At 73.9% G+C, this 12385-nt stretch carries 12 protein-coding genes; 7 read left to right on the forward strand and 5 right to left on the reverse strand.

Features of this window, described 5'->3' with window-relative positions:
* Positions 1 to 6: 6 nt before the first annotated feature.
* Positions 7 to 1647 (reverse strand): FAD-dependent oxidoreductase, encoded by a 1641-nt coding sequence (locus D7M15_RS23780; RefSeq protein WP_121519372.1) that lies wholly within the window; start codon positions 1645 to 1647, stop codon positions 7 to 9.
* 610 nt (positions 1648 to 2257) lie between these two features.
* Between D7M15_RS23780 and D7M15_RS23785 the strand changes: the two genes are divergently transcribed.
* Complete coding sequence (locus tag D7M15_RS23785) at positions 2258 to 3043, forward strand: D-Ala-D-Ala carboxypeptidase family metallohydrolase (RefSeq protein ID WP_121519373.1); 786 nt, start codon at positions 2258 to 2260, stop codon at positions 3041 to 3043.
* A 183-nt stretch (positions 3044 to 3226) separates the two neighbouring features.
* Here the strand turns inward: D7M15_RS23785 and D7M15_RS23790 are convergent, their stop codons facing one another.
* From D7M15_RS23790 to D7M15_RS23800, 3 genes are all read right to left on the reverse strand, one after another.
* The gene (locus tag D7M15_RS23790) at positions 3227 to 3961 is read right to left on the reverse strand and encodes a C39 family peptidase (RefSeq protein WP_121519374.1); all 735 of its coding nucleotides are present in this window, start codon (positions 3959 to 3961) and stop codon (positions 3227 to 3229) included.
* A gap of 181 nt (positions 3962 to 4142) precedes the next feature.
* Positions 4143 to 4823: a peptidoglycan-binding protein gene (locus tag D7M15_RS23795; RefSeq protein ID WP_121521282.1), complete on the reverse strand. Its 681-nt coding sequence runs from the start codon at positions 4821 to 4823 to the stop codon at positions 4143 to 4145.
* Positions 4824 to 5175: 352 nt separating this feature from the next.
* Positions 5176 to 6165: a helix-turn-helix domain-containing protein gene (locus D7M15_RS23800; protein ID WP_121519375.1), complete on the reverse strand. Its 990-nt coding sequence runs from the start codon at positions 6163 to 6165 to the stop codon at positions 5176 to 5178.
* Positions 6166 to 6546: 381 nt separating this feature from the next.
* Between D7M15_RS23800 and D7M15_RS23805 the strand changes: the two genes are divergently transcribed.
* The gene (locus D7M15_RS23805; RefSeq protein WP_240649443.1) at positions 6547 to 7092 is read left to right on the forward strand and encodes a hypothetical protein; all 546 of its coding nucleotides are present in this window, start codon (positions 6547 to 6549) and stop codon (positions 7090 to 7092) included.
* Between the two features lie 110 nt (positions 7093 to 7202).
* Here D7M15_RS23805 and D7M15_RS23810 read toward each other — a convergent pair whose 3' ends face one another.
* On the reverse strand, positions 7203 to 8810 hold the full coding sequence (locus tag D7M15_RS23810) for an alpha-amylase family glycosyl hydrolase (RefSeq protein WP_121519376.1): 1608 nt from the start codon (positions 8808 to 8810) through the stop codon (positions 7203 to 7205).
* 375 nt (positions 8811 to 9185) lie between these two features.
* Between D7M15_RS23810 and D7M15_RS23815 the strand changes: the two genes are divergently transcribed.
* From D7M15_RS23815 to D7M15_RS23835, 5 genes are all read left to right on the forward strand, one after another.
* A complete protein-coding gene (locus tag D7M15_RS23815; RefSeq protein ID WP_240649724.1) occupies positions 9186 to 9494 on the forward strand; it encodes a nucleotide pyrophosphohydrolase in 309 nt (102 codons plus the stop codon).
* Positions 9495 to 9599: 105 nt separating this feature from the next.
* A complete protein-coding gene (locus D7M15_RS23820; RefSeq protein ID WP_121519378.1) occupies positions 9600 to 10064 on the forward strand; it encodes a DUF6099 family protein in 465 nt (154 codons plus the stop codon).
* Between the two features lie 138 nt (positions 10065 to 10202).
* Positions 10203 to 11126 carry an LLM class F420-dependent oxidoreductase gene (locus D7M15_RS23825; RefSeq protein WP_121521286.1) on the forward strand — a complete coding sequence of 308 codons (924 nt, stop codon included), beginning with the start codon at positions 10203 to 10205 and terminating at the stop codon, positions 11124 to 11126.
* Positions 11123 to 12145, forward strand: coding sequence for a homocysteine S-methyltransferase (gene mmuM, locus D7M15_RS23830; RefSeq protein ID WP_121519379.1), 1023 nt, complete (start codon positions 11123 to 11125; stop codon positions 12143 to 12145). The genes D7M15_RS23825 and mmuM overlap by 4 nt, the downstream gene beginning before the upstream one ends.
* Positions 12146 to 12166: 21 nt before the next feature.
* Entirely contained in the window at positions 12167 to 12355 is a 189-nt protein-coding gene (locus D7M15_RS23835; protein WP_121519380.1) for a hypothetical protein, read from the forward strand.
* Positions 12356 to 12385 lie beyond the last annotated feature (30 nt).

A 12385-nucleotide genomic window follows, 5' to 3' on the forward strand; every position in this document is an offset into this window, starting at 1 on the left:
GCCGCCTCACCGCCCCGTACCGACGGAACCCGTACCGACGGCGCCCGGCGTCCCGCCGTCCGCCGCACCCGCCCGGTCGGCCTGGCGCGCGAAGAAGGCCGCGAGCGGGGCGCGGTGGGCGTCCGGGTGGTCCCACTCGTTCTCCAGGTTCTCGGCCACGTGGTGGGTGCCGAGCAGTTCGCCGCCCCGGTAGTGGCGGACCACCGGGTGCAGGTACGCGGCGTCGAACGCCTCGTCGGCGGCGTTCTGCGCGGTGCGGCGCACCGTGATGTCGAACGGGTCGACCTTGTCGTGGTCGGGCCCGTACTCCAGCGTCACCAGGTAGCAGTCGCCGCGCGCGGTGAGCGCGCCGTCGTGCGCGTACGCGACGGGCACCTCTTCGTGGTAGCGGGCCCGCTCACCGGGCTCCACCACGATCAGGTCCCCGAGCACGGCGAACTGCTGCCACAGTGCCGAACTCCGGTTGACCCGCGCCACGACGGCGTCGGTCAGCGCGGCCGGGTCCGGGTCGAGGTCGCGGTGCGGCCAGGGTGTGTCGTGGTGGCGTTCGTCGAGGATGTGGCCGAGGGCGCGCACGGCGTAGCGGAAGCCGTGGATGAAGCCGCCGGTGGACTTCTTGAAGTCGCGCTGCTGCATGAGGGTGCCCGCGAAGTAGAGGCCGGGGACGTTCACGGACTCGTACGCGGAGGTGAGCGCGGCGAAGCGGTCGTCGATGACCAGCTCCGGACGGCAGTCCGGGGCGAACACCGAGGCGTCGAAGCGGAATCCGGTGCAGACGATGACGCGGTCGTAGCGCAGCTCCTTCACCACCTCGTCGGCGCGGGAGAAGCTGAAGCGGACGCGGTACGCGGGGCCGTGGCCGTTGCTGCCGTCGCCGTCCTTCTCGATGGCCAGGACGTGGCCGTCCAGCAGGGCGTTCTGCGACTTGAGCTGGTAGGTGTCGAGGAAGTTGTTGTTCACGGCGCGGATGTGGCCCACGTAGTGCGTGTTCCAGGCCATCCGGATCGAGGACGGGCCCGCCACGTGGATCACGGCGGCCGTCTCCACGAGGTGGTCGGCGGTCTCCATGGCGGAGTTGCCCTTGCCGAGGATCAGCACGCGCTTGTCGGTGAACTCCTCGGCGTCCACCGACACGTCGCGGTACTCCTCGGCCGTTTCGATCCCCGGTATGTCGGGCGTACGGGACAGGCTCACGCCCGTGGCCATCACCACGCGCCGGGCGCGGTGCTCGTGCCCGTGCTGGTCGGTGACGGTGAAGCCGTCGCCGTCACGCGCGATCCGGGTGACGCGGGTGTCGTACGCGATGTCGAGGTCGGACTTCTCGGCGAAGTCGGCGAGGTAGCGGACGAGGTCGTCGGCGTGCGGGAAGTAGCGTTTGCTGTAGTGGCCGAACAGGAGGTCCGGGTCCGAGGAGACGAGGGAGTTCCAGTCCATGCGGAGGTTCAACTCCGGGTCGGACGTGCCGTTGTGGATCTTGTTGATGGAGATCAGCTTGCGGTGGCGGGGGAACGTGCGGAAGAACGTGCCGGCGGAGTCCCCGGCCTCCAGGACGCGGTAGCTGTGGCCCGCCTCCTTGAGCTGCCGGGCGAGCTGGAGTCCGGCGGGTCCGCCGCCGATCACGAGGTGGTCGAGGGGTGCGTTCTGCACGGTGTCGTCCTTTCGGTGGGTGGGGGCGCGGGCAACGGCCGTGTGCGTACGGGGTGCGCGCGGGTGCCGTGCGTGACGGCACGCGGGCGCGGGGCGGCGCGGTACGTGGCTGGTGCGGGATGGCGCGTGACGGGCGGCGCCGGGCGTACGGGACCGGGGCGACGGCCGGTTTCCGGGCAGGCGTGGCCGACGCGGCGGGTACGAGGGGCGCACCGGTGGTGGGTGGAGGGTGCGGTGACGGGGGGGGTGACGGGGGCCGGAGCCCGCGCGGGCCGGGGCGCGCGACGGGACCTGGCGGGGCCTGACGGTGCGTCAGGTGGAGCTAGGGGGCGCTGCCCCAGGCGGGGGAGGGTGGGGGCGAGGGTGCTCTGCGTGACGGAAGGGGCATGGCGGAACCCTTCGGGAAACAAGCGTTATTGAAACCTCAATGAGCACGGTAATAACGGGAGTTGGGCTTTGACAACCCCGCCTCGGCAGTCCCACGGGCCCCGTCGGAGGACGGCCGTTGCGGAGCGGGATCAACTATTTGTTGAGATTCCATTGACAGCGGACGGCGGGCCCGCGAAGCTCCGGCGTTGACCATGGCATCCACCGAGCGGAGTTCCCCCACATGACATCCCGTTCCAGCACGGTACTCGTGTCCGCCCTCGCCGGCGTCGGCCTGATGTTCGCCGCCCCGGCGTCCGCCAGCCCCGCGCCCACCGCTTCCCCCGCTCCCGCGGCCAAGACGGCCGCCAAGTCCCCGGCCGCCGTCGACGGCTGCTACACCTGGAGCGGCACCCTCAAGGAGGGCTCGTCCGGCGAGGCCGTACGGCAGCTCCAGATCAGAGTCGCGGGCTACCCGGGCTCCGGCGGCGACATCGCCATCGACGGCCAGTTCGGCGCCGCCACCAAGGCCGCCGTGACCCGCTTCCAGCAGGCGTACGGGCTGGGCGCCGACGGGATCGCGGGTTCGGCCACGTTCAACAAGATCTACGCGCTCCAGGACGACGACTGCTCGCCCGTCAACTTCGACTACGGCGAGCTGAACAACTGCAACTCCGACTGGTCCGGCGGCAAGGTCAGCGCCGCCACGGCGAAGGCCAACGCCCTCGTCACCATGTGGAAGCTCCAGGCCATGCGGCACGCGATGGGCGACAAGCCGATCACGGTCAACGGCGGCTTCCGCAGCGTCACCTGCAACAGCAACGTCGGCGGCGCCGCCAACAGCCGCCACATGTACGGCCACGCGGCCGACCTGGGTGCCGGTTCGCAGGGCTTCTGCGCGCTGGCCCTCCAGGCGCGCAACCACGGCTTCGGTGAGATCCTCGGCCCGGGTTACCCCGGCCACGACGACCACACCCACGTCGCGGGCGGTGGCGGCCAGTTCTGGTCCGCCCCCAGCTGCGGCATGTGACACCACGGCGGCACCGCACCACCCGTAGCACCAGCTTGACCCCGCATCACCAGCTCCACCCGCAGCACCGCTCCGGCCGGTCGTGAACCGCTCCCGAACCGGCCGGAGCGCGCACGCGGAACGGCCCCGGGCGACAGGACGTCGCCCGGGGCCGTTCCCCTACTCCCGTACGTACGCGGGTGGTCAGGCCGCGTAGCCCTTCGGGGGGATGAGGGTGGCGAGCTGGTCGAAGGAGAGCCAGTAGATCTGGTTGCCGCCGAACGACGCGGGGTCCGCGATGAGGACGGTGCGGTTGGCGTCGTCGTAGCCGATCACGCTGAAGTAGTGGTAGATCGTCTGGTCCGACGGGTAGCCGGGGGGCTGGTTGCCGGGCGGGGCGACGATGTTGGTGACCAGCGGGTAGTTGTTGTCGATGTCGAGGACGACGTCGTTCCACAGCAGGTCCTTCTGGGCCTGGCTGGGCGGGTCGTTCGGCATCTCCTTCGTCTCGTACCAGCCGGTGCCGAGGTTCGCGTTGAGCACGCCCGTGACCTGGCTGATGTGGTCCGTACCCGCCTCGGTGGTGCCCAGCTGCGCGGCCAGCGCGGACTGGCTCGGGGGCGCCACGCGGGCGGAGAGGGCGATGCGCGTGGCGGCGGGGCCGCACCAGTAACCGGTCTCCTGCACCTGGTAGTCGACGTCGAGGGTGTGCGCGCTGGCGGTGCGTACCCCGTCGATCCGCAGGCGGGTGCCGGGCTCGTTCTGCCCGCTGACGACGGCCGTACCGGCCCGTGAGCCATCGGTCAGCACCTGCACGGCGGGCGGGCGGCCCGTACCGGAGTCGGAGGCGGTGCCGGAGTCGGCGAGGGCGGCGCCGGGTACGGCGAGCGCGCCGACGGCGGCCAGGGCGACGGCGGTGGACACGAGTCTCTTGCGCATGGGGACTCCCGGGAGGGGTGTGGGGGACGGTACGCGGCGGACTTCACGGAACGGGTGCGGGTGCGGGTGCGGGTGCGCGTGCGGAACGTTCGCGGGTGCGGCCGTACGGAACGGAACGGGACCCGCCCGCCCGGACGCCCGCACGGGGCTCCGGTACGCGGACGGGTCCCGCGACGGTCCGTCAGGGGATCGGCGGCACCGTGGGGCCCTCGGCCGCGAGCAGGTCGCGGGCGAACTGCTCCCACTGCGCGTACCGGTCCGGGTACGCCGACCGCTGCACCGCCTGGCAGACCTCACCGGGCGGCCTGGTCTCCCAGTTCGCGATCTGGATCAGACCGGGGTTGCTGCCGAACGGGGCCACGCCGTAGAACGACTTCGACGAGGTGGGGACGTCGGTGATCTGCTCGGGCGTGCCCCAGCCGGTGCTCGGGCGCTGCTGGAATATGCCCAGCGAGTCGTGGTCCACGGGCACCAGGTAGTTGACGAACTTCGACTCCTGCATGGCCGTCATCAGCGCGATGACCTGGCCCTGCTCGGAGATGTTCGCACCCTTGCCGACACCGATGACGGTGCGGGCGTTGGCCAGCTCCTCCGGGCCGAGGTCGAGCGCCGTACGGAACGTCTGGCGCAGTTCGGAGTCCGGCGCCTGCTGGAGGGCCCGCGCGGTCGCGGCGTCGACCGAGCCGGTACGCGGCAGGCCGTGCCGCGCCTGGAACGCCTCCAGGCCGTGGCCGGGCGCCGCGGCGGACGCGGAGTGCGAGTCGGCGGCCTGGACGGTGCCGGGTGCGGAGAACAGCGCGCCGACGGCGACGACGGAGGCCGCGAGGGCAGTACGGCGGGAAAGGGAACGGGAAGTGCGCAACGCCACTCCTTCGGTAGGACGTCGAACGTCCCGGGCCGTACGCGCGTGCGCTCGCGCCCTCGCACGCACCGGAGTCCGCCCGGTCGTGGCCGACCGGCACGGCGGTGTTCGCGGGGGCGGTACTGCAACGTCGCGCGGGGCGGCCGTCGGGACGCAGAGCGGTGGGGGGATGCGTGTGCAACAGCGCGCACAGCTTCGGCTCGCGGGGAGCGCGGGCGCAAGGGATGAAAGCCCAGACTTACCACCGCGCCTGCGCCGGTGGTGACCCGGCGACCGTTCCCGTACGGGTGCCTCCCGCGTACCGCGTGCGTCCGCCCCGGTCACGTACCGCCCCGGTCACGTACCCGCCCGGTCACGTACCGCCGCGCCCGGCGCTGCGCAGCAGGGCGCGGCCCTCGGCCGTCGCCACGTGGAACGAACGGCCCGCCCTGCGGACCGTCGTGACCAGACCGGCCGCCCGCAGCACCTTCACGTGCTGGCTGACGGCGGGGTGCGTCACGGCCAGGGCGCGGGCGAGTTCGACGGTGGAGGCGCCCGTACGGGACGCCCGCAGCACGGCGGCGCGCGTGTGCCCGAGGAGCGGGCCCAGCGGACCGTCGTCCGGGCGCTCCGCGGCGGCGGGGCGGGACCAGTCCACGTCGTGCTCGATGGGGTAGACGAGGACCGGCGGGAGGTCGTCGTCGGCCAGGGTGATGGGCGTGGGCCAGCAGAAGAACGACGGTTGCAGGGTGAGCCCCCGCCCGTCCAGCCGCAGGTCGTGGTCCACCGGGTAGTCGGCCTCCAGCACGGGCGGACGCCAGCGGAAACGCGGCCCCAGACCGGCCAACAGCCCGTCCGTACCGCCGTCGAGGAGGCTGTGCAGCCGTACGATCCGGTCCGCGTCGACGTGCGCGTGGATGCGCTGCCAGAACGGGGCCAGCGCCTCCAGGTGGTACGTGTGGAACGCCTGCCCCAGCCGCCGGAGCGTGTCGCCGTCGCCGCCCGCCAGGGACTCCGCCCAGTCCGGCAGCCGCCGCGACGCGGCCACCCGCGACAGGTCGCTGCGCAGCCGGGGCGGAGGCGTGCGGACGAGGGTGTCGACGGCGGCCTGGAGGCTGTCGCAGTCGCCGTAGGTCGGCGTGAGAAAGTCGGGGGAGCAGCCGTGCGGCGGCAGGAGGGGGGACAGCAACCGGCAGCTTTCGGACAGCCGGGGTCTCGCCCATCGCCGCCACTCCCCGAACACCCGGGCGCCGTCCCGGCGTTGGAGGGTCTGCACGCTGTTGCTGATCTCCCACATGTGGTCCGGCCCGGAGGCGACCCGTACCCGCGCCAGGTCCTCGGACGTGAAGTACACGCGCAGCATCGGCCCGCCTCTCCCCCTGTGCTCCCCGTGCGCCCGCACCGTCCTGCCCGGTACGGACCGCCGCCGCCCGTGCCGCGTACGCGGGCGCCCGTACGCAGGCGTCCGTACGCGGAACGGCGCGTGCGGACCAGGCGACCTTTGCCGGGAGGGCGCTGTCAAGACCCCGTCGGGGACTCCGGTCAGGTCCCCGGAAGGGCGCGGCGGATCGCGGGCGCGCGGCGTCTTTGGCGTGCAGACGGATAGGCGTGCGGGCTTCGACCTTGTATTTTCCTGACGAACGGCCGTACGGACCGGGCGGTCTCGCCGGGACGTCGCGGCCGTGGCCGTGCCGGGCGGTCCTGCCGGTACGGGAGCACGCACCCCCACACAAGGAGACTTGTCATGCGCAAGATGATCCGAAGACTGGCCGCGTCCACCCTCGCCGCCGCCGTGGTCTTCAGCTTCCCCGTGGTGGCCAGCGCCGCCGAGGCCGCTCCCGCCCCCGCCGCCGCCCAGGCCGCGCAGCCCTCCGCCGAACCGGCCCCGCCCGGCGGCTTCCAGACCGGCCACTACCCCGAGGTCGACGCCCCCGCCGCGCCGCGCGCGGACGAGGCCCAGGTCGCGGCGTGGTCGTACCACATCACCGCTTCCTGCGCGGGCTACGAGGGCGCGATACGTCAGGGCGCCAACTACTGGGGCGAGGCCCAGGAGACGTCCGGCAGCGGCACCCCCGTCGAGTGCACCGGCGGCTACGTGCCGGACTGCGGCATCAGCAACGCCGTCGGCTGCAACTGGGGCATGGGCCAGCGGATCATGCTCTCCACCATGGTGAGCGACTTCGCGCTGCTCTCCGCCCACGAGTTCGGCCACAACTGGTACGGGCACTCGGACCCCGGCTGCGCGAGCTGGGCGAGCGCGTACGACGTCATGCGGCCGACGATGTGTTGACCTGCTGTTCCTAGCCGAACGGGGGCGGGTCGGGCGCGTGGAGCGCCCGGCCCGCCTCTCCGTTCACCCGGCGCCGGGGAGCGCCTGGGGAGCGGCCAGGGGGCACGCCGTCACAGGGCGAAGACGCCGTACCCGAAGCCCTCCGCCGCCACCCCCTCCGCCGTCAACGTCACCCCGGCCACCTCCAGCGGGCGCGCCGAGTCCGGGACGCCGCCCGGAACGGGCGCGGTGGCCGCCCGGCGGCCCGGGTTGACCACGACCAGGTGGGTGCCGCCGCGCCGGTACACGAACGGGTAACCCTCGTGCAGCACCTCCACCCCGCCCGCCGGACCCAGCGCGGGAGTCGCCCGGCGCAGCGTGACCAGGCGGCGTACGGCGTGCAGCAGCGACTTCTCGTCGGCGCGCTGCGAGGCCACGTCCGGGCGACCCGGGTCCGGGTCCAGCGGCAGGTAGTACGCGTCGGGCGGCGCCGTGGAGAAGCCCGCGCCCGGTGAGGCGTCCCACTGCATGGGCGTGCGGCAGCCCGCGCGGTTGTACCCCGGCTCCAGCGCGCTGCCCTCGTGGTCGGGCAGCCCCGGCACGTACCGCATGCCGATCTCGTCGCCGTAGTAGATGGCGGGCAGCGACGGCCAGGTGAGCTGGAACGCGAACGCGGCGGGCAGTTGCTCGCGCGTGCGCGGGCCGCAGGCCAGCCGTGAGTAGTCGTGGTTGGCGGTGGGCAGCGCGGTGTGGCCGGTGTCGCCGATACGGTCGCTCGCCGCGCGCCACGCGTCGGTGAACGCCCGGGTCGTGCCCCGCGCCTCGGCGTCGAAGAAGCAGCGCGCCTCGCCCCAGCGCGCGTGCTCCGTGCCCTCCCCGGTGCCCCACAGCGAGCGCATCGGCAGCCCGTCGGTCCCGCCGCCGAACTGGAGGAAGAAGTCCGCGTGGAAGCCCGCCGGGACCGACACGGCGGGGTCGCCCCACTCGGCGAGCAGCGCCGCGTGCGGGTGCTCCCGGTCCAGCCAGCCGCGCAGCTCCCGCCACAGCCGCCCCGTCTCCACATGCCCCGGGTCGTCCTTGACCAGGGACGACGCCATGTCCACGCGGAAGCCGGAGACGCCGGTCGCCAGCCAGTGGTCCATCACGTCGCGCAGCGCCCGCCGGTTGGCGCGCGGGCCGTCGGCGTCCACGGGCTGCCGCCAGGGCTGGGCCGGGTCCGTACGGGCGAAGCCGAAGTTGAGGGCGGGCTGCGAGTCGAAGAAGTTCGGCAGGTAGAAGCCGGGGCGGCGGCCCGGTGAGGGCACGTACGCGGCGGGCACGGCGGCGTCCTGCGGCGCCCACACGTACCGCCCGTCCGAGGGGTCGTCGGCCGCCGCCCGGAACCACGGGTGCCGGTCCGAGGTGTGCCCCGGCACCAGGTCCAGCAGGACGCGGATGCCGTGGGCCCGGGCGGCCTCGACGAGCGCGGCCAGGTCGTCGTCGGTGCCGTAGCGGGGGGCGGTGGTGAAGTAGTCGGAGACGTCGTAGCCCGCGTCGCGGAACGGGGAGGCGAAGCACGGGTTCAGCCAGACGGCGTTGACGCCCAGCCAGACGAGGTATTCGAGATGGGCGGCGATCCCGGCGAAGTCGCCCACGCCGTCGCCGTCGGAGTCGGCGAAGCTCTGCGGATAGATCTGGTAGAAGACGGCGTCGGCGAGCCAGGACAGCGCGGGGGTCCCGGCTGCGGTGCGGTTCGTCATGGCGCGGGGGTGCCTTCCGGTCAGGGGGCGGGCCGTTCAGGGGGGTGAGTGACCATCACCGACCGTACCCACGGGGTACGACAGCGACGCCCGGGAGCGGCGCCGCTCCGGAGCGTTCCGGCGCGGTGCGGCGCGCAACGGGGGCGCGTCGTACGGCGGTTGGGTTCCCGTGGGGTGTCCCCGTCGTACGTCGGTGTCTCCCGGACGGGTCCTGGCGGCGGCGGGGCGGGGGAGTGGTACTGGTAGACCTGGGGCGTGAGTGAACTTCCCGAGGCCGCGCCCTCTTCCGTACCCGCATCCTCCGCCGTACCGACGTCCTCCACCCCGTCCGCTCCGCCCGCCGAGGGGCACACGGTCGCCGCGCTCCAGCGCAGGCTGGCGGAGTTCGCCGTGGCCCGCGACTGGGGGCGGTACCACACGCCGAAGAACCTGGCCGCCGCGCTGAGCGTCGAGGCCGGGGAGCTGGTGGAGATCTTCCAGTGGCTCACGCCCGAGGAGTCGGCGCGCGTGATGGCGGACCCGGCGTCCGGCGCGCGGGTGGAGGACGAGGTGGCCGACGTCCTCGCGTATCTCCTCCAGTTCTGCGAGGTGTTGGGGATCGACGCGCTCGCGGCGCTCTCCGCGAAGATCGACAGGAACGAGAAGCGTTTCCCGGCACCGGGAAACGGTCACTCTATGGAATGACCGAGTTATTCACAGGTCCCGGATTATCCACAGATTTCCCAAACTCCCTGGCGTGTACGGCCGTTACTGGTCACGCTGGGTAGTGACCAGTGGAGGGGGACGACCATGGACGCAGCTCGCCTGATCGAGGCCACCAGGCACGCGCTCGCCCAGTGCGCGAGCCTGCCGGAGATCATCGCGGAGGCGTGGCAGGCACAGGCGCTGGTGGAGGCCGTCGGGACGCGGTTGGCCGTCAGCGGCCCGCCGGTGGTGCGCGCGGAGGCCGTCGCGCTGAGCGAGGCGGGCAAACGCGGCTGCGGTTCCCTTCAGATACCCGGGCAGCGCACGGAGGACGTACGGGCGGCGCGCCTGTCGGCGGTCCGGGAGCCGCGCTGCGTGCTGCTCCAACTGGGCGGCCTGCTCGGGGAGTCGGGCGTCGCGCTGGTCGGCGTGGCGGTGGCCGCCGAGGAGGAGGGGTTGTACTGGCAGTGCCTGGAGGCCATCGACGCCGCCGACGAGTCCGGCGACCGGGTCGCGGGCATGCTGCGCAGACTCGCGCTGCCGGAGAGGGGCGGAGGGGAGGAGGAGTGACGCGCCGCGTACGGTGCGCCGGGCCCGCCGCGTCCGGCACGACCGCCGCGCCTGCCGTACCAGCCGCGCCTGCCGTCCCCGCCGTCCCCGCCCGGGGCGAGGGGGCGCCGCGGGGGCGCGGGAGGCAGGATGGACCGCATGGACCTGCGTATCTTCACCGAACCCCAGCAAGGCGCCGACTACGACACCCTGCTCCGCGTCGCCAAGGCCACCGAGGAGCTGGGCTTCGACGCCTTCTTCCGCTCCGACCACTACCTGGTCATGGGCGACGGCGACGGCCTGCCGGGACCGACCGACGCCTGGATCACCCTCGCCGGACTGGCCCGCGAGACCAGCCGTATCCGCCTGGGCACGCTGATGACCGCCGGCACCTTCCGGCTCCCCGGCCCGCTGGCCATCCAGGTCGCGCAGGTGGACGCCATGTCGGGCGGTCGGGTCGAGTTCGGCCTCGGCTCCGGGTGGTACGAGGCGGAGCACACGGCGTACGGAATCCCGTTCCCCGGCGAGAAGTTCGCGCGGCTGGAGGAGCAGCTGGAGATCGTCACCGGGCTGTGGGGGACGCCCGAGGGCGAGACCTTCGGCTTCGAGGGCGAGCACTACCGCCTCGCGGACTCCCCCGCGCTGCCCAAGCCCGCCCAGTCGAAGGTGCCGGTGCTGGTCGGCGGTCTCGGTCCGAAGCGCACGCCACGGCTCGCGGCCCGGTTCGCCGACGAGTTCAACGTGCCGTTCGCGTCGCTGGCGGACTCGGAGCGGCAGTTCGGGCGGGTGCGCGACGCCCTGGCGGAGCAGGGCCGCAAGGCGGAGGACATGGTGTTCTCCAACGCGCTGGTGGCGTGCGTGGGCAGGGACGAGGCCGAGCTGGCCCGCCGGGCACGGGCCATCGGGCGCGAGGTGTCGGAGCTGCGGGAGAACGGGCTCGCGGGGACGCCCGCCGAAGTGGTGGACCGGATCGGCCGGTTCGGGGACATCGGCGCCTCCCGGATCTACCTCCAGATCCTCGACCTGCACGACCTCGACCACCTGGAGCTGATCGCCGACCAGGTGCAGTCCGCACTGGGATGACGGGGCCGGGACCGGGGCGCGACCCCGCGCCGGAGCCCGCGCCCCGGCCGGGCCCGTACGGCTCCCTGGCGCGGGCGCTGGCCGACGGACCGCTCCTGCTCGACGGCGGGCTCTCCAACGAACTGGAGGCGTACGGCTGCGACCTGTCCGACACGCTCTGGTCCGCGCGTCTCCTCGTCGACGACCCGGACCGGATCACGGCGGCGCACCGGGCGTACGTACGGGCGGGCGCACGGGTGTTGATCACCGCCAGCTACCAGGCGTCGTTCGAGGGCTTCGCGCGCAGGGGTCTGGACCGGGGGCGGGCGGCGGCGATGTTCGGCCGGAGCGTACGGCTGGCGCGGGCCGCCGCGGACGACGCCCCCGGCCCCGGCGCGGGTGCCGCGTCCGGCGGCGCCGCGGGGCCGGTGTGGGTGGCGGGGTCGGTCGGGCCGTACGGGGCGGTGCTCGCGGACGGCAGCGAGTACCGCGGCCGGTACGGCCTGACCGTACGGGAGTTGGAGCGCTTCCACCGGCCGCGGGTGGCGGCCCTCGCCGCCGCCGGGCCGGACGTGCTGGCCCTCGAGACCGTGCCCGACCTGCGGGAGGCGGAGGCGCTGCTGCGGGCGGTACGCGGCTGCGGCGTCCCGGTCTGGCTCAGCTACACCGTCGCGGGCGGCCGTACGCGCGCGGGCCAGCCGCTGGACGAGGCGTTCGACGTCGCGGCGGGCCGGGACGAGGTGATCGCCGTCGGCGTCAACTGCTGCGCGGCGGAGGAGGTCGACCACGCCGTGGAGATCGCCGCCGCCCGCACCGGCAAGCCGGTCGTCGCCTACCCCAACAGCGGCGAGAGCTGGGACCCGCGGCGGCAGGCGTGGCACGGCGCGGCGAGCTTCGCGCCCCGCCGCGTGCACGGCTGGCTGGCGCGCGGCGCCCGGCTGGTCGGCGGCTGCTGCCGCGTCGGCCCGCACGACGTCGCCGCGTTGGGGCGGGCGATGGCCACGACGGAACCACCGGGCGCGGACGCGGCCGTCGGCTGAGGCGGGGCGCGCGCACCGGACGTGCGCGGGGACGCGTTCCTGACCCGCCACCGGTGCGCCCCGGGCGCCGACCGCCCCGGGGAGAGCGCCGGAGCGCCCGGCCTGGTGGCGCTGGACCGGCTCGCGGACGCTGAGCCGCCGCGGCGCGTGCGCGAGGCCGTGTCCGCCGTGTCGGCGCGGGAGTCGGAGCCGGTCGGCCCCCGGCGGTGACCGGTACGGACCCGGGTGGCGCGGCGGCCG

This window comes from Streptomyces sp. Z26 (assembly GCF_003665095.1).
In the GTDB taxonomy this organism is placed as follows: Bacteria; Actinomycetota; Actinomycetes; order Streptomycetales; family Streptomycetaceae; genus Streptomyces; species Streptomyces phytohabitans.